Origin of the sequence: Burkholderia territorii (genome assembly GCF_902833055.1) — a bacterium.
Taxonomy (GTDB): domain Bacteria; phylum Pseudomonadota; class Gammaproteobacteria; order Burkholderiales; family Burkholderiaceae; genus Burkholderia; species Burkholderia territorii.
This window is the reverse complement of sequence record NZ_CADFEJ010000017.1, coordinates 74,477-95,165: the sequence shown is the minus strand read 5'-3', so window position 1 is coordinate 95,165 and position 20,689 is coordinate 74,477. Positions and strand designations below refer to the sequence as shown.

The window sequence follows — 20,689 nt, the reverse complement described above, 5'->3', positions numbered from 1 at the left end:
GCCTTGGCGAACCGAATCTCTGAGCTACTGCCGTGCCTTCGAGGTGCGTAACAGTGTTCTGATATTCGGGCGTCGGGCTCCATATGCGTCGATACATCTGCGGTACAGACGTCAGTTCGGGTAAGCTACGCCAAACCACGCTAAGTTACTGATGTATAAATACTTTTCAGTACTTCAGGTTACGCTTGTATACGCTTGATTTCTCTAGGAACACCGCGTTAAGGGCAAATTTGTAATCATCAGGTGGCGGGTTCGAGTCCTGCAGCCGGCACCAAATTGAACGAAGGGCCGGGAGATTTTTTCTCCCGGCCCTTCGTCGTTTCTGCGCCGCGAACCGATAAACCCGACGCCGGGCGCGCGGCAAAGCCACTTCAGCGTATTGCATGTGCGCACGCGAGCACGCGGGATTTCCTTCACGCCCGGGCGCCGACCATCCGCCAGATTGCCGTACGTTGCTAAGCGAGGCCGTTGCGCCGCAGCCAGTCCTTCAGGCAGTGCCTGCATACCGATTTTCCGCTTTCGAGCAGAAGAAGGCTGCGCTCGCCCGATTCCATGCGACAGACGCCATCGGAAAGATCGACGTCTGCTCCAAGTGAGCGGCGAAGAAATGCTTCGTCGAACCAGAATTCGTTTTCGGCTTTCGGCGAAACCACGACTACCTTCACTACAGGGCCGGGTGGCCGCGTGTCGCGCAGATCGATCAAGGCTGCCATGTCCGGGGACGTGCATGAACCGAAAACAATCCCGTGAATGCCGCATTTGACGAGCGGGCCGCTTACCGTCGCATTCTCGGCGACGATCGCCGTGTCGAACGCACGTGACGCCGGCGTCGGCGAGTGCGGTTGTTCGCCCGAACGCACGAGCAGTTCATCGAGGCAATCCGGGCAAACAGGCCCGCACGCCTGGTCGAGCAATGCGATCTTTCGCAGTTCGGTGACATGTGCGACGCCGTCGACATGGCTGGCCTCTACCGCATGCTCGTCCAGATCCGCGCGAGTCATCCATTTAACCTGGCTGCGTTTGGGCCGATCCAACGACACCCGCACCAATTCTTCGCGCTCGAATCGTCCTCGCTCGCGAATTCGGTCGCCAATACGTTTCGATGCCACTGTGAACGGCCGGACGCCATGTCTGGCGCACAACGTTGGAGACATCATCTGTCGCTACCTCGTCATCGGTTACTTTGTACGTGGGCCGACGCCAGCACGGTTGAGGAATGCCCACGCACGCTTGCCGCGCGCCGGAACGTCGGCTCCGCCGGCGTTGAGCACGTCCATCACGTGCGTCATGCAACTGTTGTTGGACACGTCGTAGGCACCGTCGGACTCACCTTTGTTGCCGCCTCTTTTATTGTCACGGCCGCGTCACGATGACCCAATAACGTTGCACGTCCCAGCAGTGGCGTACGCATCCGGCGGATCCGATGACATCGCCCCGCTCAGGGAGCGCCGGCCTCCTCGCGACGACGTGCCCTCGTCGCAAACGGCCGCGCATTTCCGCATCCCCATGCCTTCGAGCCACTCCATCCGAAAACACGATCGACGCCGATCACACTGGATCGCGGACGATCAGGAGACAAGGACCATGCTGAGTCCGCACGAATTTTCAATGCTGTTGCGGGTTGCCCGCGCACCGGACAGTGTCGACCCGTCGAATCCGGCGTTCGCCGTGCTTGTTGAAAAGCGGCTGGTGGACGATACGCAGGTACGCGTGAATGCGGTGGCGGCGCGCCCGGCGCTTACGCCGATCGGCCAGATGCTGCTTGCGCGCTTCGACGAAGCGGCTTGAGAGAAAGGAAGCGTCACGCAAATGAGGCGTCACGCCTTCGCAGCGAATGACGTGACGCAATACGAACGCGGCGAACCGCTTACTGCGCGACCGGCACCGTCACATCGCTGCCGAACCAGTGCATCGAGATCTTCTTCAGCGTGCCTTCCTTGCGCAGCGAATCGAGCGCGTCGTTGATCGCCTTCTCGAACTTCGGATTGCCCTTGCGGAACGGGATCGCCATCTCCTGCTTGCCGCCGTTGAGCACCGCGCCCGAGCGCAGCGGCAGATTCGACGTCTTGATCATGTACGGCAGCATCAGGCGATCGTCGAGCGTCGCTTCGATCCGGCCCGCGGCGAGGTCGCGCAGCTTTTCCGGTGCGCCGGGATACGTCTGCACCTCGATGCCCGGCACGCTGCGGGCCATCTGGTCATAGTTGGTGCCGAGCGTCACGCCCAGCTTCTTGCCCTTGAAATCCTCCAGCGACTTGAAGTTGCGCGTGTCGTCCTTGCGCTGGATCAGCTGCGCGGCCGAGTAGGTGTACGGTTCGCTGAAGTCGAGCGCTTCCTTGCGCTGCGGCGTGATCGTGACCTGGTTGACGATCACGTCGAACTTGCCGGCCTGCAGCCCCGCGATGATCCCGCTCCATTCGGTCGGGACGAACTGCGTCTTCACGCCGAGCTTGCCGGCAACCGCGTTGGCGACATCGACGTCGAAGCCCTCGAGCTGTCCCGACGTGCCGCGCGAGTTGAACGGCGGATACGTGCCCTCGAGGCCGACGCGCAGCACGCCGGCCTTCTTCACCGAGTCGAGCAGGTCTTCAGCGTGCGCGGCGACGGCCGTGAAACCGAGGGCCGACGCGAGCAGCAGGCCCGACAGCAGGAACTTCGAACGTTTCATCGCAGATCTCCAGTGTTCAGTGTGGTAATCGAGCGCCGGGCACCGGTCGTGCCCTGGCTTGGCCGGAATACGGGCACGTAGACACTACTCGCAACCGGCTCGCGCCGGAAGTCGAATTGGCCCTGATTGCAATCGATTTCAGCGGGCCATGAGCGAGCAATTCAGTGCGACGTTACGGCGGATGCGTGTCGAACCCGCGTTCGAGCGGCTTCCCCGAACCGTTCGGAATATGCGACCAAAAACTCTTTTAAATCAGGTCATTTTTCTGAGTCGCGCAGTAATTTGTCTGTAAAATCGCGCGAGCGAAATCGCATAGCGCGCCATCCGAGGGCGCGTCAAAAGAAGAAAAGGCCGTAGCCATGAACATGCAGAACACTGTTGCCGCCTTGCGCGGCGGGTTGCTTCAGCAGGACCGGCTGTTGAAGCTCGATACGCCGTTGGGCGCCAATGTGCTGACCGTGCAGCGGGCCGTCGGCCGTTCGCGCATCGGTCGCGCGTACGAATTCACGCTCGACGTGCTGTCGACCGACAGTGATCTGGAACTGAAAAAGCTGATCGCGCAGCCCGTGACGTTGTGGATCCAGCAGGGCGATCGCAGCTACCGGCCGATCAACGGATACGTCCACACCGCGCGCCGCCTCGGCGCCGACGGCGGGCTCACGACCTATCAGCTCACGTTCGCCGATTTCACCCATTTCCTGAAGTTTCGTCGCGACCAGCGCCTCTGGAACGACACGACCGTCGACCAGATCATCAGCGACGTGCTGAACCAGCATCCGCAGGCGCGCGGGCATTTCCGCTTCGCGCTGTCGCAGCCGCTTCCGAGCCGTTCATATACCCGCCAGCACGATACCGACTGGCATTTCGTGCATCGGCTGATGGAGAGCGAAGGCCTCTACAGCACATGGCAGCAGGCCGACGACGGCAAGTCGCACACGCTGGTGATCACCGACAACCTGCAGGCATTCGCGCCGTTGTCGCCGGAAACGGTGCGCTTCTATCGCGGCGGCGCGGCGAGCGAAGCCGACGGGTTCACGCAATGGTCGGGCTCGCGCACACTGCAGAGCGTGACGCGCACGACGCGCACGTTCGACTACAAGAACCCTTCGCAACCGTCGAATCCGAAGGGCACGACGCTGCCGACGATGGCCGGCCAGGGCGAATTGCCCGACCAGCTCGAGGTGTACGAGTACACCGGCGCGTACACGTATCTGGACCAGACGCGCGGCGACCATCTGACGAAGATCCGGATGGAGGAATGGGAATCGCAGGCCAAGCGCTTCCATGGCGCTGGCGCTGTGCGTGCGATCGACGCGGGCCGGCGCTTCACGCTGTCGGATCATCCCGAGCACGATCGCGATCCGGCCGACCAGCGCGAATTCGCGGCGATCGGCGTCGAATGGTGGATCGAAAACAACCTGCCCGTTGCAAGCAGCAGCGCGGATTTCCCGTACAGCCTGCGCGAAGCGTTGATGCAGGCGCAGGAGGGCTACGGTGCCGACCCGGCGTTTCGCGTGCCGCACGACGACGGCTCGGTCGGCTTCTATCTGGTCGAAGTCGAGGCGCAGCGCGTGAGCGTGCCGTATCGCAGCCCGTTCGAACACGAGAAACCGAAGATGCACCTCGAGACGGCGATCGTCGTCGGGCCGCAGGGCGAGGAAGTCTATACCGACGAGCTGAACCGGATTCGCGTGCAGTTCGTGTGGGACCGCCTGAACCCGGGCAACGAGAACGCGTCGTGCTGGGTGCGCGTCGTGCAGTCGGATACCGGCGCGGGCTACGGCGGCGTGCATGTGCCGCGCATCGGCGAGGAAGTGCTGATCGACTACGTGGGCGGCGATTGCGATCGGCCGCTCGCGGTCGGGCGCGTGTACAACGGCGCGAACCAGCCGCAGTGGCATAGCGACGGGATTCTCTCTGGCTACCGGTCGAAAGAATATTCGGGCAGCGGCTACAACCACCTCGTGATGGACGACGCAACCGGGCAGAACCGCGTGCAGCTGATGAGCAGCAGCGCGAACAGTCTGCTGCATCTGGGCTACCTCATCGATCAGAACGGCAATGCGCGCGGGTCGTATCTCGGCAGCGGCTTCGATCTGCGTTCGGACGCGTATGGCGCGGTGCGGGCGAGCCAGGGCCTGTACGTGACCACCCATCCGAAGGCGCCGAACAGCCAGCCGCTGGACGTGAAGGAAGCGCAGCAACAGCTCGTGACGGGCGAGAGTCTGGTCGAGGCGATGTCGGGCGTGAGCGAGCAGCATCAGGCGGAAAGCCTGAAGGATGCGCAGGACTCGATGCGCGCGTTCACCGACGCGACGCAGGACAGCGCGTCAGGCAACGCATCCGGCGGGCGCACGGCGGGTGGTGGCACGGGCAGCGCGAATGCGTTCAAGGAACCGGTGATGCTGTTCGGCAGCCCGTCGGGGATCGGGATGTCGACGCAGCAATCGCTGCACATGGTCGCGAACGATCACGTGAACGTGGCGAGCGGACAGAGCGTGCACGTCGCGACGGGCAAGTCGCTGATCGGCAGCATCGGTCAGAAGCTGAGCCTGTTCGTGCAGAACGCGGGGATGAAGCTGTTCGCGGGCAAGGGCAAGGTCGAGATCCAGGCGCAGTCGGACAACGTCGAGGTGACCGCGCAGAAGTCGGTGAAGGTTGTGTCCGCAACGGAGCGGATCGAGATCGCGGCCGATCAGGGGATTCTGCTGACGAGCGGCGGCGGCTATATCCGCATCAAGGACGGCAACATCGAGATTCATACGCCGGGCGCGGTAGATGTAAAGGGCGCGTCGCATACGTTCGCGGGCCCGGCAAGCATGGGATATCCGTTGCCGAGCCCGAGGCCGGATCAGCCGGGACAGTTGGAGCTGTTTCACAAGTACGTGAATGGCGAGGCGGTGAAGGGCGGGCTGTTCACGGTGAGAGACGTGAACGGCGCCGTGCTGAAAAAGGGCGCGCTCGACAGCAGCGGCCACACCGTCGTGAGCGGTTTGCCGCCGGGCGCGGTGCGCGTCGAATTCGGCAAGGACCCGCGCGAGTCGGATCAGCCGGCGAACTATTTCAAGCAGGCGAATTGGCCGGCAGAGCCGGTCGCGCCGTCGCCGGAGGCGGCGCAGGCAGCGGCGAGCGGGCAGCTTGCCAGCCAGCTCCAGGGAATGGCGCCCGCTGCGACCACGGCGGCGTTGGGCCTCGTGAGCGGTGGCGGCGCCGGCGCGGCGCTCGGCGGTCTCGCGAGTTCCGCGTTGCCGGCTGCCGCGAGTGCGCTCGGTGGGGCAGGCGCCGTTTCCGCGCTGCAGACGGCTTCGAGCCTGGGCAGCGCTGCGAAGCAGGTGGCCGGGATGGTGCAGGCCGCACGGCAGGGCGGCCTTGCAGCGCTCGCCGCGCCGGCTGCGAATGCGGCGTCCGGTGCGTTACAGGGTGCGTTGCCCGGCGTCGCGGGAATTGCGGGCAAGGGCACTGCGACGGTGGCGTCGGCGGCGGGTGCGACGGGCATGAAACTGCCGACGACCGGGTTTGGCGGACCGCTGAAATCCTGAGAGGGCGGCTTGTCAGCCGTCTTGAAAAAAACGAATTGAACGAAGAACGACATGGCACAACAACTTCCACCGGGCGCCGAGAAGGAACAGGCCGTTACCTGGCTCAGTGATGTTTCGCCGAAGGACGTGGCGGCGGTCGGCAACCGCTTCGACGCATGGTTGCGCCGCATCAGCGGCAATCACATCACGTTCGAGGATGTGAAGACGTTTGCCGGCGCGGTGCCGATCGTCGGCAACATCATGGCGATGGTCGACGCGCTCGGCGATATTGCCGAGATTGTCGAGAAGCGCGGCGGGCAGGTGCTCGACTACATGAGTCTCGCGATCAACCTGCTCGGCATCATTCCGCTTCCGCCGACGCTCGCACCGTTCCGTATGTCGGCGCGTCCGCTGCTCGCGCTCGTGCGTCACGAATTGCTGGCCACGCGCAACAACCTGGGTGCCGCGATCATCTCCGTGCTGGTCACGCACATCAATGCGACGTGCGCGACGGAGATCGAAGATTTTCTCAACAAGCTGAAGGCCGGCCTCGTCGAGCTGCTGGACGGCTGCGCGTCCAAATCCGAGGAGCTCATGCTCGCGCTGGCGACGGGCATGGACAAGGCGTTGCATGGGCAACTGTTTGACGCCAACGCGAATTTGAAACGCCAGGAGCAGCTTGCGAAGAAGATGGCGGACAACCGGCCGTGGTATAGCCCGAGCCGTGTGGGCGACGGTATCCAGTTCGCATATGAAGGCACCAAGGTGCTCGGCAAGAAGGTGGTCAACAAGACGGCGGGCACGGTGGCGAAACTCGCACCGGATGCGTGGCTCGAACCGTTTCGCGGCACGGTGACGTTCTTGCGGACCGAAGCGCCGAAGATCGCGACGTCGATCCGTTCGCTTGCCGGCAGCGAAGAAGGCAAGATGATGTGGCTCGTGTTGCAGTTGATCGAGGCCGTTGGGCGCGTCAAGGCACGCTCGAAGCTTCATGAGCAGAGCGCCGACGTCAAGGCGGCCGGGAAGAGCCAGGCGAAGAAGACGCGCGGTCAGGACGGGCTCGAGAAAACCGACGCGCAAGCACCGGCCGAAGGCGCGGGAAAGAGCAGGTGCAAGGCTTGCGGCGTCGGCGCGTCGCCGGCTTCCATCGATTTCGCGTTCGGCGACGAAACGTTCTCGCATGTGGATTTCGACCTGCCGGGCGCGCTGCCGCTCGTGTGGGGGCGGACTTATCGCTCCCGGTTGTCGGCCTATGACAACGGTGAACTGGGTGCGCGATGGATTACGCCTTATACGACACGCATCGACGTGAAGAACGGCCAGTGGATCTTTCGCGATGCCGAGGGGCGCAGCATCGATTATCCGGCACTCGCTGTCGGTGCTGTGCACGACGACCTATCGGAAAACCTGACGCTGTCGCGACTCGACGATACGTGGGTGACGGTCGCGTACGGCCACGATGAACTGCACGTGTACGAGCGCCGTGGAGATGCGTTCCGGTTCGCGATGCAAAAGGATCGCGCCGGCAACACGATTACGTGCGACTACGATGCGCTCGATCGGCTTGCGCGCTTGATCGACGCGAGCGGTAACGTGCTGGCGTTCGAGCATGACGAGCATGGTCGGATCGTGCTGATCGAGCATGTGCTGGAGGATGGCGCACGCCGCGCGCTGGCGAGCTACGAGTACGACGCGAACGGCGATCTCGTACGTGCAGTCGATCGCCACGGCAATGCGCGGACGTATCAATATCACCGCCACCTTGTGACGCGCTATACCGATCGTACCGGCCGCGGTATGACGCTCGAATGGGATGGCGCGGATGCCGAAGACAACGCGGATGCCAAATGCATACGCGAATATGCGGATGACGGCAGCCTCGATCTCCGGCTCGCATGGCATCCGAATATCCGTCTGACCTACGTGACCGACGCGCTCGGCCAGATGACGCGGTACTACTTCAATATCCACGGTTACGTGTACCGGATCATCCATCCGGACGGCAATCAGGAGTGGTTCCGTCGCGATGCGCATCACAATCTGGTTCTGCATATCCGTCAGGACGGCAGCATCGAGCGGCGGGATTACGACGCACGCGGCAATCTGGTTCAGCATGAACGCGCCGACGGCAGCATCGTCGAGATGGCGTACGACGACAAGGATCAGATGATCCGGCTCGTCGACCCGAACGGGAACGTGTGGGAGCGCAAGTACGACGATGCCGGCAATCTCGTCGAAGAAATCGATCCGCTCGGGCACGCGACGAAGTACGGCTACAACGGCAAGGGTTTGCCGACGCAGATCACCGATGCGAAGGGCGGCTCGAAGGCCCTCGAATACAACGACGCCGGGCAGCTCACGAGCTATACGGATTGCTCGGGCAAGAAGACCGAGTGGCGTTACGACGACATCGGTCGCTTGATCGAGAGCAAGGATGCGTCGGGTGGCATGGTCGCTTATCGTTACGGCCCGAACGGGCAGTTGACGGAGATTCGCTCGCCGGCCGGCGTCGAGCAGGTGCAATACGATGCCGAAGGCCGGTTGTTACGGCATACCGATCAACTGAACCGGTCGACGCGATACGGCTATGACGCCGTCGGCCGAATCGCGAGTCGCGCGGATGCGCTCGGGCAGACGCTCGCGTATCGGTATGACCGTCTCGGCCGCCTGAGTGCGCTCACCGATGCGAACTTTGCGACGTACCAGTTCCATTACGATCCGGCCGGGCGGCTGATCGAGGAAGTCGGCTTCGACGGCAAGTCGACGCGCTATCAGTACGACAAGGAGACCGGCAGCCTCGTTTCGGTAGATGAAGCCGGCTGCGTAACGGCGATCGACGTCGATGCGAACGGCCGGTTGATGAAGCGTGTTGCCGGGCAAAGCGAGGAACGGTTCGCCTACGACCCGAGTGGCAAGCTGATCGACGCGGTGAACCGTTACAGCCGCGTGCAGTTCTTCTTCGATCCGGTCGGCAACCTCGTGCGCGAACATCACGCGTACGATCTGTTCGGCGAGCGGCGCAGCTACGTCTGGCATCACGAGTACGACGAACTCGGCAACCGGCGAAGAACGGTGCGGCCGGACGGGCATGTGGTCGATTGGCTCATGTATGGCTCGGGACATGTGCACGGGATGCTGCTCGATGGCGACGAGCGCGTGCAGTTCGAGCGCGACGATCTTCATCGCGAGACGGTGCGTGTGCTGTCGAGCAAGGTCGGGCAACGCACGCATTACGATCCGGCCGGGCGCGTGCTGCAGCAGACGATTCAACGAGCGACATCGCCGGCGCCGCTTGCCGAGCGGCGGTATCGCTATGACGCGGCGGGGCAGTTGTCGCGAATCGAGGACAGTCGCAAAGGCGGGATCGACTATCGATACGATCCGGTCGGGCGATTGATCGAGGCGATCAGCCCGGTCGCGAAGGAACGGTTTGCGTTCGATCCTGCGAGCAACATCATCGATCCGGCGCGGACCACGGAAACGCCGGCTTCGCGTCCGAGCCCGGTGCGGCCGGACAGCACGTTGCCGGTTGAGGTGCCGAAGGTGCTCGGCAACCTGCTGAAGGCGTATGCGGGGATGCACTTCGAGTATGACGCGCGCGGGAATCTGGTGCGCAAGCGCACGCCGGCCGGCGAGCAGGAATACGAGTGGGACGAGTTCAATCGCTTGATGTCCGCGCGGGTTGCGGAGACGTCGCGGCAGAGGCGGGCGCGGTATTTCTATGATGCGTTCGGCCGCCGGATTGCCAAAGAGGTGGACGGCGAGCGCACGGTCTTCGGGTGGGACGGTGACACGCTGGCGTACGAGAGTGACGGCGAGCGCGGCACGCATTATCTGTACGAGCCGGGGACATTCGTGCCGCTGGCGCAGTATGTGGCGGAGCCGGTCGAGGGAATCTCGACGCCGGAGTGGAAGAGTACCGACCGCTATGTGCCGGAGGAAGATCCGCTACAGAAGCTGCCGGAGCGGCGCGGTGATGCGGCGGTGTTCTATTACCACTGCGATCAGATCGGTACGCCGCAGTTGCTGACGGACGATGACGGCGATGTCGTGTGGGAAGCGTCGTATAAGGCGTGGGGTGAAGCGCGCGACGTCATTGCGCGGGCGTCGAAGGCGGCGGGGATCGTGGCGAGGAATCCGTTGCGGTTTCAGGGGCAGCAGGTTGATGAGGAGACGGGGCTGCACTACAACCGGCATCGGTACTACGATCCGAACAGCGGGCGGTTCATCAGCAAGGATCCGATTGGACTGCAAGGTGGGTTGAATGCATTCCAGTACGCGCCTAACTCCATCGATTGGGTTGATCCGCTGGGGCTCAGATGCGATAGTCCAGCAGATAAACTTCGTCGGAAGCTGTCAGCGCTTGAAGGAGCACAGGCGACTGCTGATCGAACGCGTGCGCTTCCAGACGGACGTATCCGATACTACGATAAAGAAGCATTAGCCAGAACTGCCGGGCCGACTAGAGGACGATCACATGTTACCGAATGGAATCCTGCTACTGGTCAAGTCCGCAGTTGGGAAGAGACGTATGACCATTCTGGAGCAGTGAATCGTGTTCATCCTAAGATGAGTGATGGCGAGGTTCTCGATTTGCCCCACTACCCACCGACCAAGGCAGACATAGATCAAGGCAAGGCGACGCCGGGCGGCAGAGCAATTAATTGTCCATGCAGGTGCTGACGATGAATCAACGCGATGAAAAACTGAAACTAGTCACGGAAATAATGGAGTTCATCGAGACGCAATCCTACGACCCAGAAATCTGTGCTCAATATGTCTATCTCAAGTCGCTTGATGCCAGGGCATATCGCTATGGTGATAAGAGGCTCGACACGCTGCTCGACACGATTGGTGGGATGAGTGCGGGAGAGGAGTTCGTCTATTCAAAAACTGAGCTTCTAGAGATGTTGAAGGCATACTTGTCAGAAGCGTAGTAACGAAAGATCGCTCGAACGGCTCCCGGCGTGGAAATTTATTGGGAAGCGCAAAAAATATTCCTTGAATTAAGACCGGGAGTAAGTAATTGTGGAGGCTCGAGATATCAATTCTTGGGGTGAACTTAAGAGGGCTTTTTGTGATTACGTCGGATTGAGAAGGGAGTTTTTGAGAAAGGTATCGGCAACTGATTTGATTCGGAATGCACTTCTTGTTCCGGATGAGAGATCGCTGGCCATCAGTTTGGTGGCATCTTATCCACCTATGGAGAGGGTTGTATTTTTTTTGCGCAGCTGGTCTCGTTGGCTAGCTATGTAAATGGATTTACGGAGGAATGTCGAGAATTAATATTGCAGTTGCCGCGTGACTGGGTGATGGGGCGTATTGAGGGTGAGATAAATGCGATTCTTATAAATGCAGATTATTAGGGGTATCGTTGTTTGTTGGAATTGTGTTATGGGCTTGGTCGGGATCTGATGATTAAATTCGCAAAGCAGGCTCTGGCTAGTGAGGATGAGGGTATCAAAGAGGCTGGGGCGGACTATTTGTCTCGCTCGTTCGATTTGATTGGGAGTGGTGGTTGATGGTGTCTCGGCTAAACCGGTAGCCGAAAGACTATGACGCCGCCGATCTGAGCTTGTCATTATCAGTGTTTTCGACCTTTCGATCGAGAGAGGTGGCATTGTTTTGATGTCTGTATCAACGGTCTCCCATAATGTCGCTTCGATAGCGATCGATTGAAAGGAAGGTGAGTCGATTGCTTGGATGTGCAATTGGGTTCGCGTGGAGGAAAGGCGCGTGCGGTAAGGGAATGACGCGATTGGCGCATAAATTGCGCAATTGAGCGCGCAATTCGATTGGCTTTTTCATGACGGACCACGATGCACCTACTGCGCTTTACTCGGGGGGAAATTCGCTTGCCGGCAATGCAGGGCCTATACTTGCACGGAAAGAAAACGGCCAGGGCTATCAAGGCGATGACGTGTACAACTACGTCGTCGGATCGTCCGAGCGATTCGGGCCGGTATTAACCTGACGAGCAGGGATCTTGATTGAGATAGGGTACTTAGCGATGCGAGAGTTCAATTCGAGAGATCTGGATACTCTGGATTTCGATAGCGTCTGCGGCGCTTTGTGCTCGGGGAGGAGTGGAATTGTCCTCGAAAAAGTCGCTCGTCTACCGGAAGCTGACGTTTTGTGTTGCAGGTATAAAGGCAGGAAGTTTAATGTGAAATTTGACTCGTCTTACGGAGTCTGCATTGAGGCGACGAGAGATTTTTCTCTTGATGAGCTTGAGGGCATTGCTGGAATTTTGGCCGGCTAAAAGTTGATGCAATCGGGCTCGCTTAAAAGATTTTTGAGCGAGTGCTACCTGGAGCCGAACCCGCCAGCATTGTTCGCGAACGGGGCCGCGAGTGCGAACACCGCCCCGATCGCCCAAACCGGCACCTCGCGCTTCAACCGTGCGAGGCCTGATCCGGCAGCGGCCAATGCGGCTCAAACGCGCAGACGATCACTACGTGAAGACGCTCGTGAGCGCGAGCGTTAGAAAATGATGCCGATCCCGAAAAATGAAACCGTCGTGATCGATATTGCAGGCAACAGGTGTGTTGTCCTTTCCGATGTACCTGCGCACGTCCCGAAGTTGCAGACCGCTGGATTCCATAAACAGGGAGATCAGTGGATACGGCAAATTTCCGACGATGCGGACCGCCAGCATCTCGTGAGAATGCTGACGGAGCTCAATGTACTCTTTTCGGCCGGACGAGGCTGGAGTCCGCAGGACCTCGTCGAGCATTACCGGGAAAACGGGGCAGTCACGGGGCCTTATCGTTCGGTATCGTGGGCGAAGCCTGACGAGTATCGTATCGTCGAGCATGGCTAGATGGCGGCCGGACGCGGCCACGCGCCATGCTTGGCCCCCATCTTCCCGGTATCCTGGTGATGAGTCGAAGACGTGGCGAAGATAGCCGCCGGCCAACCTTATGCATGCGCTATTTGGCACAATCGCGGCTCGCTGACGTGGGCGCTACAACGCAAGTGCGTCCACAGCCCGTTACATTTCTCTTAGTTACCACCGCCTTACCCCATGTCGACTATCACCGCGACCGAAGTGTCGTTGAAACACGTTTTCGAACATCCCGGTGACTTCACCGGGCGGCTCTGCCTACCACCGACGCCATGGACGCCCGACACGAGCGGTGTCTTCTTCGAAGACGTGAAAGACGGCGCAGTATCGGATGCTGCAACCCCGCCCGGCTGGCGCGTCACGCTAAGCAGCACGACGATCGAAGACATCGTCATCAACGCGCACGACCAGGTCGACGAACCGAGCATCGCGCAATTGTTCGACGCGTTCGTGTACTACGTCGAAAACGACGAGTTCATTCTGCTCTGACGGCTTATCCCGCACGCCACAGCAAAAAAGGACCGCCGGGCGGTCCTTTTCCACGAAGCAGCAGCCGCGTTAAAACGACGACTCAACGCCCCTCAAGGCAACGAAATCGTCAAATTCGCCGACTCCGGCCCGACCTTGATCACCTGCGAATAAGGCGCCAGCGCCTGCAGCGTCTTGTCCTTCAGATAAGTATTGAGCCCGAGATACCCGAGCAGGGCCACGAGCGCGAACACCGCGCCGATCGCCCAAACCGGCACCTCGCGCTTCAACCGGTGCGAGATCTGATCCGGCAGCGGCCAATGCGGTGCGAACGCCGCGCGCTTGCCCTTCATGTGCGCAATCTCGTCCCCCAGCCGTGCGGTGAGATATGCGAGCTTCTCCGGCCCCTCGAGCAGATACTTGCCCTGGAACCCGAGCAGCAGGCACATGTGAAACACCTCCAGCGACTGCAGCCGCGCCGCGCCCTGCGCGCGGCATTCCTCGAGATACTGGAAGAACTTCTCCCCCGCGAGCTGCTCGCCGAACAGCACGAGCTGCAGCGGCCGGCGCTCCCAGTCGGTGCGGATCTTGAATTGCGACGACAACACCATTTCATCGACCGCCGCGCAATACGCGAACTTCGCGCCATACACGTCCTCGGCCGGGATGTTCAGCTTCTTCGCGCCGCGCTCGAAGTCCGACAGGAATTCCTGGATCTTCGTGCTGAACTCGCTCGCGCTATCGGGCTCGCGGCCGTTCTTGAGCAGGAACAGCATGAAGAACCCGTCGTACAGCAGATCGAGCAGCGAACGAGCCTGGAACGCGGCGTCGGTCGACGCCGGGGTGTGCAACGGAGCCGGCGTGTTGTCGCCGAACAGGGAGGGCGCGTAGCTCATGATGTGACCGCGATCAGTTCGAATTTCAGGTCATTGATGCCAGTCGGCGCGTAGATCATCGCGGACTGGGCCTGCAGCATGCGCTCGTACAGCGCGCCGCGCGAATCGAGCTGGAAATAGCACGCACCGGGCCGCACCGGAATCGCGGGCGGCACTTGCGGCATGTACGACAGCCGCACGCCTGGCATGGCCGACAGCACGAGCTTGTCGACGTCATCCGGCGCGCCGACCTTGAAGCGTGCGGGCACGGCGTCGATGAGCTCGACGTTCGGCATGTCCGCCGATACGGCCAGGTAGAACTCGGTCTTGTCGTCGATCTTGCCCGAGTCGAGGCGGCCCAGGTGGAACGACGGGCGCACCTCGTCGAGCGTGATCGCGAAGTAGCGCGTCGAGATCACGGTGTCGAGCAGCTCGCGCAGCATCAAATCGAGACGCGCGAAGCTCGGCCCCGGATCGTCGTGGCGATACACGGGCAGATCGGCGAGCGTATAGCCTTTCGAAAACGTCATCAACTGGCCGGCGAGGCGCAGCAGTTCCTGGAACAGCCGCTCCGGATGCAGCGCCGCGTGCTGATGCAGGTGCGCGAGCGTCGCGAACGCGGCGTTCGCCGTGTGCAGCAGCCAGAACGACGCGATGTCGCCCGAGCGGAATTCGATGATGTTCTTCGACGGCTCGCGGTGAAAGCCGTACAGTGCGTTGACCTTCGCCTGCAGCGCGTCGATGAGCTGGCGCAGCCGCTGATGCAGGATCGGCGACGATTCGATCGCGAGGCACGGCGGCACGAAGCTGTCGTCGATCTCGAAGCCGGACGTCGCGGTGCGGCGCACGCGCACGAGCGGCACCGACAGCAGCTGGTCGCGCGGCTCGCTGTGCGCGATCAGCTTGACCTGCGTCTTGAGGAACGTGATGTCGGCTTCGGCGGCATCGGTGAAATTGTCGGCGACGCTCGTCTGCTCGCTGACGAAACGCGTCATGAAGCCGGCGGCCGGATCGTCGCTGTAGTTGGTGCCGTTCTCGCGCAGCGGATGCAGCGCGAGATAGAACACGAATTCGTTGATCCCGTCGGGCAGCGTGTCGAGCGCGATCGGCGGCGGCAGGTCGTCGGCCTGCGGCGCGGCATACAGCGCACCGTCCGGAAACACGAGCGCGAGCTCGGCCACGCGCAGCACGTTGCTGCCGAGCGCATCGCGGTCGATGCGCACGGAGCGCACGCCCCAGTTGTACGGCTGGATCGCCTGGATGGACTCGAACAGGCGCGCCTCGTGGTAGGCGTCCTGCCGCTGGAAGTGTTGAGGCCGGAGGAACAGCCCTTCCCCCCACAGCACCTTGGCCGAATAACTCATGTCAAATCCGGTTAATGTAGCGTTGCGATCTAATCGATTTGGTCGTGCCCGAATTAATCGCCAATTTGTTAACTCTTGTTAATTGACACTCGTGCGTCATGTTTAACCGCAGGTGACCGACGAAAGCAAATTCAGCGGTTGCGAAGGCGCACCTTGTTGCGGTGCGATGACGGAGCCATCGGTGACCGTCATCGCGCAATTATGCAGGCCGATGATTATGCCGGATTTCTCGGACTTCGCCGGGTCGAACGTCAGTTTCCATCGCTGGATTGCCGGGTCGCGGAACAGCGCGACGATGCCGAATGCCTGCGCTTCGCGCGACACCTTTTCAGTCGCCGTATAACGCTGCCCCGGAATCAGCGTGATTTCACGCACGTTCAGCAGATCCGCGCCGAGTGCCGCTTTTTCCTTGGCCGGATCGGTAAATGCGTCGAATGGCGCCTGCTGGAACGAAGTCGGATCCTTCAACGCGTAAAGCCGCACCACCAGCGCGAGCGGCTTGCGATCGTTCGCGGCATTGAGATTGGGCGCCGCGGCGAGCGTGAGCCCGATGTTGCGCGGCGGCTTCTGGGCATCCGGCAGTTCGGGCTTGCCGACGCCGGCGGCCTGCATCACGGCGCTCGCGGCGGAGCCGAGCAGCGGCGCGGCCGCGCATCCGGCCAGGAGTGCGCAGGCAATCACCGGCAGCGCAAAGCGAATCATGGGCGATCTTCTCATCTTGTTTCCGGCTTGCCGCCTTTAACTCCCTGTCAAATCTGCCGGGTATTTCCGCGTTCGCCGCGAATGCCCGCCCGATCAGCTGTTCAACTATTAAGCACGCACGCGCGGCATCGGGCCGCCGGAAATTTTTTCCGTTGCGCGGGCAACGTGCCGAGAAGCCAGTAAAACTTGCGCATTCCGATCGATGCAAAGGCCGCTTCCGGCCCGCTGCCAGACGCGATTCGAGGGGTAGCGCACGGATTTAAAAGGAATTACTCTGCACGCAGCGATTGAATTATGAAAAATTGATCGGTACTATACCCGCGCGCTTCTTGCAAAGCAAAAGAACCAGATTCTCAACGATTTTAATACTCACGCGCCGGTGGATATAACGATGAAAGACCGTCTCTTCGCAAAATTGTCTGGGGTTGTGCTGGCTTGCGGCGTGATCGCCGGTTGTGCGAGCCAGCCGCCGGCGCCGCCGACTGCCGAGGTGTTCAACAAGTCGCTGGCCGATGCGGACGCTGTTGCGAAGTCGGGTGACCAGGACAAGGCGCTCGGCCTGTACCAGCAACTCGCGAAGTCGGATCCGACGCGCGAGGAGCCGTGGTCGCGCATCGCGCAGATCCAGTTTGCGCAGAACCACTATGGCCAGGCGATCGTCGCCGCGCAGGAGGCACTGCAGCGCGACGCGACCGATCGTCAGGCGAAGAGCGTGCTCGCCGTCGCGGGGCTGCGGATCGCGACGCAGTCGCTCGGCGAGCTGCGCCAGGATGCATCGCTCGCGGGCGATGCGAAGTCGGATGCGCAGGCGCTCGCGAAGCAACTGCGCGACACGCTCGGCGAATCCGCGCTGTTTCCGCCGGAGCAACGGGTGACGAAGCCGCGCACCGCGCGCCGTGTGATTCATCGTCCGAAGCCCGGCGCGGCGCCGGCAGCGGAAGCCGCAACGGCCGCGCCGACGCCGGCCGCCCCGCCGCAGGCCGCGGCACCGCAAAAGGGCGGCGCCGATCCGTTCAGCGCGCTGCGCAACTGAGCGCAACTGACGCGATAACCACAACTAACCTGGGAGCCGTCGAGATGGCCAAGAAAGAAAGCATTCAGAAAAGCTTGCAGAAAATACGGCCGCCGCGCGTCCAGCTGACCTACGAGGTCGAGAAGGGCGATGCGATCGAGGTGAAGGAACTGCCGTTCGTCGTCGGGGTCATCGGCGATCTGGCGGGCCAGTCGGAAGTCGAGCAGCCGAAGCTGCGCGACCGCAAGTTCGTCAACATCGACCGTGACAACTTCGACGACGTGATGAAGGCGATCGAGCCGCGCGCCGCGTTCCAGGTGGAAAACCGCCTGAGCCCGGAAGGCGGCAAGTTCGCGGTCGACCTGAAGTTCCGTTCGCTGTCGGATTTCAGCCCGGACGAAGTCGTCGAACAGGTCGAGCCGCTGCGCCGCCTGCTCGAGGCGCGCTCGAAGCTCGCCGACCTGCGCAACAAGCTCGCCGGCAACGACAAGCTCGAGGATCTGCTGTCCGAGGTGTTGAAGAACACGCAGCAGCTGCAGGAGCTCGCGAAGGGCACCGGCGCCGACAAAGACGGCGAATGACGACGGAGTGTTGAGATGAACCAGCAAACGGCTGCGGCCCAAGCGAGCGGCGCGGAATACGCCGCCGGGACTTCGCTGCTCGACGATATCGTCGAGAAGAGCAAGGTCGCGAAATCCGATTCCGAGCATGCGCGTGCGAAGGACCTGATCGGCGAGCTCGTCCACCAGGTGCTCGACGGCACGGTGATCGTGTCGGACAACCTGTCGGCGACGATCGACGCGCGCGTCGCGGAACTCGACCGCCTGATCTCCTCGCAGCTGTCCGCGGTGATGCACGCGCCGGAATTCCAGCGCCTCGAAAGCACGTGGCGCGGCATGGACTATCTGGTCAAGGAGAGCAACACCGGCCAGACGATCAAGATCAAGGCGCTGCACGCGCCGAAGCGCGACCTCGTGCGCGACTTCAAGGGCGCGAGCGAGTTCGACCAGAGCGCGCTGTTCAAGAAGGTCTACGAAGAAGAATTCGGCACGTTCGGCGGCTCGCCGTTCGGTGCGCTGATCGGCGATTACGAGATCTCGCGCCAGCCGGAAGACATGTATTTCATCGAGCAGATGTCGCACGTCGCGGCCGCCGCGCACGCGCCGTTCATCGCATCGGCATCGCCCGAACTGCTCGGCCTCGAGTCGTTCTCCGATCTCGGCAAGCCGCGCGACCTCGGCAAGGTGTTCGACACGGTCGAATACGCGAAGTGGAAGTCGTTCCGCGATTCGGAAGACTCGCGCTACGTCGGCCTGACGCTGCCGCGCTTTCTCGGCCGGCTGCCGTTCAATCCGAAGGACGGCCAGACCGCGGAGAACTTCAACTTCGTCGAGGACGTCGACGGCACCGAGCACGACAAGTACCTGTGGTGCAACGCGGCCTGGGCATTCGCGGCACGCCTGACGGCCGCGTTCGACGACTTCGGCTGGTGCGCGGCGATCCGCGGCGTCGAGGGCGGCGGCCTGGTCGAGGACCTGCCGACCCACACGTTCAAGACCGACGACGGTGAAGTCGCGCTGAAGTGCCCGACCGAAATCGCGATCACCGATCGCCGCGAGAAGGAGCTGAGCGACCTCGGCTTCATCCCGCTCGTTCATTGCAAGAACTCGGATTACGCTGCGTTCTTCGCCGCGCAATCGGTGCAGAAACCGAAAAAATACAGCACCGACAGCGCGAACGCGAATGCCGTCCTGTCCGCCCAGCTTCAGTACATCTTCTCGGTATCGCGCGTCGCGCACTACCTGAAGGCGATGATGCGGGACAAGATCGGCAGCTTCGCATCGGCGCAGAACGTGGAGACTTTCCTCAACCGGTGGATTTCGCAGTACGTCCTGCTCGACGACAACGCGTCGCAGGAACAGAAGGCGCAATTCCCGCTGCGCGAGGCATCCATACAAGTGTCGGAGATTCCGGGCAAGCCGGGCTCGTATCGTTCGGTCGCGTTCCTGCGCCCGCACTTTCAGCTCGACGAACTCTCGATTTCTCTGCGACTTGTCGCTGATCTGCCCAAACCGGCAAATTCATAAGCGAGTAGATCGCCCGGGCGGGCCGCCTGGGTAGGACGTTAAAACCACCTCTTTGGGGAGTCGAAGGGCCATGTTACATATGCACTTGCAGTTTGGTAGTCCGGCGGTGAAGGGCGAATCCGCGGACAAGGACCATCAAGGCTGGATCGAGCTGAAATCGTGGGATCACTCGATCGTGCAGCCGCGTTCGGCAACGGCATCGACCGCGGGCGGTCACACGATGACGCGTTGCGAGCACGGCGACATGATTTTCACGAAGGAAATCGATTCGTCGAGCCCGCTGCTGTATCAGCACGCATCGGGCGGCACCACGTTCGATGAAGTGACGGTCCATTTCTCGCGCGCGGACGGTGAAGGCAAGCGCGTGCAGTATCTGGAAGTCAAGCTCAAGTACGTGATCATCTCGAGCATCGCACCGAGCGTTCGCGAAGAAGGTCTGCCGATCGAGACGTTCTCGCTGAAGTACGCAGCCGTGCAGTGGAAGCAGACCCAGCAGAAGATCGGCGGCAACCAGGGCGGCAACACGCAAGGCGCCTGGAGCCTGACGAAGAACGACAAGACCTACGCGGTCTAAGGTCGGTTGCGGCAACGGGGCGCCACGCGTCCCGTTGCCGTTTTTGCACGTCGACCGATGAAACGATTCGAACCCAGCTTTCTCGACAAGCTGTTCGACGACGAACCGCACCTGCCGGCCTCGGCCGCGATGCGGCAATTGTCGCTGGACGAGCTCAAGAACACGGTCGCCCGCGACGTCGAGGCGATCCTCAACACCCGTATCGCGCACACGGAAATCGAGCTGGCCGCGCTGCCGGAATGCCAGAAGTCCGTGTTGACCTACGGGTTGAACGATTTCGCGGGGCTGAGCCTCGCGAGTCACTACGATCGCGCGTTCATCTGCAAGTCGATCCAGCAGGCCATCGCGCGGCACGAGCCGCGGCTTCAGCAGGTGCAGGTGACCTTCGAGCTGAACGAGCAGTCGACCAACGCGCTGTACTTCGCGATCCAGGCGCTGCTGGTCGTGCATCCGGCCGAGGAGCCGGTGAGTTTCGACGCGATGCTGCAGCCATCGACGCTGCAATATTCGGTCACGCGTGCGCGCGCGGCCAGAATGCTGTAAATCAAGCCGCCGAGCGGGCCGGACCGCCCGG

At 61.7% G+C, this 20,689-nt stretch carries 16 protein-coding genes and 1 pseudogene; 11 read left to right on the top strand and 6 right to left on the bottom strand.

All coding sequences use genetic code 11. The features are described from left to right. Positions 1-455: 455 nt before the first annotated feature. Positions 456-1,157: a hypothetical protein gene (locus HW466_RS24315; RefSeq protein WP_151004147.1), complete on the bottom strand. Its 702-nt coding sequence runs from the start codon at positions 1,155-1,157 to the stop codon at positions 456-458. Between the two features lie 427 nt (positions 1,158-1,584). Here HW466_RS24315 and HW466_RS24310 point away from each other — a divergent pair, with 427 nt between their 5' ends. Then, positions 1,585-1,788, top strand: coding sequence for a hypothetical protein (locus HW466_RS24310; protein ID WP_059449797.1), 204 nt, complete (start codon positions 1,585-1,587; stop codon positions 1,786-1,788). 79 nt (positions 1,789-1,867) lie between these two features. Here HW466_RS24310 and HW466_RS24305 read toward each other — a convergent pair whose 3' ends face one another. After that, a complete protein-coding gene (locus HW466_RS24305; protein WP_014722334.1) occupies positions 1,868-2,668 on the bottom strand; it encodes a transporter substrate-binding domain-containing protein in 801 nt (266 codons plus the stop codon). A 359-nt stretch (positions 2,669-3,027) separates the two neighbouring features. Between HW466_RS24305 and HW466_RS24300 the strand changes: the two genes are divergently transcribed. From HW466_RS24300 to HW466_RS24290, 3 genes are read left to right on the top strand one after another with little or no spacing between them, the layout of a single operon-like run. Then, entirely contained in the window at positions 3,028-6,207 is a 3,180-nt protein-coding gene (locus HW466_RS24300) for a type VI secretion system Vgr family protein (protein ID WP_174905650.1), read from the top strand. Between the two features lie 51 nt (positions 6,208-6,258). After that, positions 6,259-10,869 carry an RHS repeat-associated core domain-containing protein gene (locus HW466_RS24295; RefSeq protein WP_239006175.1) on the top strand — a complete coding sequence of 1,537 codons (4,611 nt, stop codon included), beginning with the start codon at positions 6,259-6,261 and terminating at the stop codon, positions 10,867-10,869. After that, the gene (locus tag HW466_RS24290; protein ID WP_239006174.1) at positions 10,857-11,123 is read left to right on the top strand and encodes a hypothetical protein; all 267 of its coding nucleotides are present in this window, start codon (positions 10,857-10,859) and stop codon (positions 11,121-11,123) included. The genes HW466_RS24295 and HW466_RS24290 overlap by 13 nt, the downstream gene beginning before the upstream one ends. 1,399 nt (positions 11,124-12,522) lie before the next feature. On the opposite strand, the pseudogene HW466_RS24285 reads toward HW466_RS24290, so the two are convergent. Beyond that, a pseudogene (locus tag HW466_RS24285) lies at positions 12,523-12,626 on the bottom strand (DotU family type IV/VI secretion system protein); the annotation flags it as partial. 50 nt (positions 12,627-12,676) lie between these two features. On the opposite strand from HW466_RS24285, the gene HW466_RS24280 reads away from it, so the two are divergent. Both HW466_RS24280 and HW466_RS24275 read left to right on the top strand, forming a co-directional pair. After that, positions 12,677-13,009 carry a hypothetical protein gene (locus HW466_RS24280; RefSeq protein ID WP_239006173.1) on the top strand — a complete coding sequence of 111 codons (333 nt, stop codon included), beginning with the start codon at positions 12,677-12,679 and terminating at the stop codon, positions 13,007-13,009. 204 nt (positions 13,010-13,213) lie between these two features. Beyond that, complete coding sequence (locus tag HW466_RS24275) at positions 13,214-13,522, top strand: DUF7716 domain-containing protein (RefSeq protein WP_151004937.1); 309 nt, start codon at positions 13,214-13,216, stop codon at positions 13,520-13,522. A 92-nt stretch (positions 13,523-13,614) separates the two neighbouring features. Here HW466_RS24275 and icmH read toward each other — a convergent pair whose 3' ends face one another. The 3 genes from icmH to tssJ all read right to left on the bottom strand — a co-directional run bounded on the left by icmH (position 13,615) and on the right by tssJ (position 16,442). Beyond that, positions 13,615-14,397, bottom strand: coding sequence for a type IVB secretion system protein IcmH/DotU (gene icmH / locus HW466_RS24270; RefSeq protein WP_059449793.1), 783 nt, complete (start codon positions 14,395-14,397; stop codon positions 13,615-13,617). Continuing rightward, a complete protein-coding gene (tssK, locus tag HW466_RS24265) occupies positions 14,394-15,740 on the bottom strand; it encodes a type VI secretion system baseplate subunit TssK (RefSeq protein ID WP_151004935.1) in 1,347 nt (448 codons plus the stop codon). Before tssK ends, icmH begins: the two co-directional genes overlap by 4 nt. 102 nt (positions 15,741-15,842) lie before the next feature. Beyond that, positions 15,843-16,442 carry a type VI secretion system lipoprotein TssJ gene (gene tssJ, locus HW466_RS24260; protein ID WP_059449791.1) on the bottom strand — a complete coding sequence of 200 codons (600 nt, stop codon included), beginning with the start codon at positions 16,440-16,442 and terminating at the stop codon, positions 15,843-15,845. Between the two features lie 391 nt (positions 16,443-16,833). On the opposite strand from tssJ, the gene HW466_RS24255 reads away from it, so the two are divergent. From HW466_RS24255 to tssE, 5 genes are all read left to right on the top strand, one after another. Then, positions 16,834-17,475: a tetratricopeptide repeat protein gene (locus HW466_RS24255; RefSeq protein WP_174905649.1), complete on the top strand. Its 642-nt coding sequence runs from the start codon at positions 16,834-16,836 to the stop codon at positions 17,473-17,475. 44 nt (positions 17,476-17,519) lie between these two features. Continuing rightward, positions 17,520-18,035 carry a type VI secretion system contractile sheath small subunit gene (tssB, locus tag HW466_RS24250; RefSeq protein WP_059545056.1) on the top strand — a complete coding sequence of 172 codons (516 nt, stop codon included), beginning with the start codon at positions 17,520-17,522 and terminating at the stop codon, positions 18,033-18,035. Positions 18,036-18,050: 15 nt separating this feature from the next. Beyond that, a complete protein-coding gene (tssC, locus tag HW466_RS24245) occupies positions 18,051-19,541 on the top strand; it encodes a type VI secretion system contractile sheath large subunit (RefSeq protein ID WP_059449788.1) in 1,491 nt (496 codons plus the stop codon). Positions 19,542-19,611: 70 nt separating this feature from the next. Then, the gene (locus HW466_RS24240) at positions 19,612-20,115 is read left to right on the top strand and encodes an Hcp family type VI secretion system effector (RefSeq protein WP_059449787.1); all 504 of its coding nucleotides are present in this window, start codon (positions 19,612-19,614) and stop codon (positions 20,113-20,115) included. Between the two features lie 57 nt (positions 20,116-20,172). Further along, entirely contained in the window at positions 20,173-20,658 is a 486-nt protein-coding gene (gene tssE / locus HW466_RS24235) for a type VI secretion system baseplate subunit TssE (protein WP_044845929.1), read from the top strand. Positions 20,659-20,689 lie beyond the last annotated feature (31 nt).

Bases quoted from the DNA above. Each gene is read 5' to 3' on its own strand.
- HW466_RS24315 (WP_151004147.1), bottom strand. From the start codon at position 1,157: ATGATGTCTCCAACGTTGTGCGCCAGACATGGCGTCCGGCCGTTCACA.
- HW466_RS24310 (WP_059449797.1), top strand. From the start codon at position 1,585: ATGCTGAGTCCGCACGAATTTTCAATGCTGTTGCGGGTTGCCCGCGCA.
- HW466_RS24305 (WP_014722334.1), bottom strand. From the start codon at position 2,668: ATGAAACGTTCGAAGTTCCTGCTGTCGGGCCTGCTGCTCGCGTCGGCC.
- HW466_RS24300 (WP_174905650.1), top strand. From the start codon at position 3,028: ATGAACATGCAGAACACTGTTGCCGCCTTGCGCGGCGGGTTGCTTCAG.
- HW466_RS24295 (WP_239006175.1), top strand. From the start codon at position 6,259: ATGGCACAACAACTTCCACCGGGCGCCGAGAAGGAACAGGCCGTTACC.
- HW466_RS24290 (WP_239006174.1), top strand. From the start codon at position 10,857: ATGCAGGTGCTGACGATGAATCAACGCGATGAAAAACTGAAACTAGTC.
- HW466_RS24280 (WP_239006173.1), top strand. From the start codon at position 12,677: ATGATGCCGATCCCGAAAAATGAAACCGTCGTGATCGATATTGCAGGC.
- HW466_RS24275 (WP_151004937.1), top strand. From the start codon at position 13,214: ATGTCGACTATCACCGCGACCGAAGTGTCGTTGAAACACGTTTTCGAA.
- icmH (WP_059449793.1), bottom strand. From the start codon at position 14,397: ATGAGCTACGCGCCCTCCCTGTTCGGCGACAACACGCCGGCTCCGTTG.
- tssK (WP_151004935.1), bottom strand. From the start codon at position 15,740: ATGAGTTATTCGGCCAAGGTGCTGTGGGGGGAAGGGCTGTTCCTCCGG.
- tssJ (WP_059449791.1), bottom strand. From the start codon at position 16,442: ATGATTCGCTTTGCGCTGCCGGTGATTGCCTGCGCACTCCTGGCCGGA.
- HW466_RS24255 (WP_174905649.1), top strand. From the start codon at position 16,834: ATGAAAGACCGTCTCTTCGCAAAATTGTCTGGGGTTGTGCTGGCTTGC.
- tssB (WP_059545056.1), top strand. From the start codon at position 17,520: ATGGCCAAGAAAGAAAGCATTCAGAAAAGCTTGCAGAAAATACGGCCG.
- tssC (WP_059449788.1), top strand. From the start codon at position 18,051: ATGAACCAGCAAACGGCTGCGGCCCAAGCGAGCGGCGCGGAATACGCC.
- HW466_RS24240 (WP_059449787.1), top strand. From the start codon at position 19,612: ATGTTACATATGCACTTGCAGTTTGGTAGTCCGGCGGTGAAGGGCGAA.
- tssE (WP_044845929.1), top strand. From the start codon at position 20,173: ATGAAACGATTCGAACCCAGCTTTCTCGACAAGCTGTTCGACGACGAA.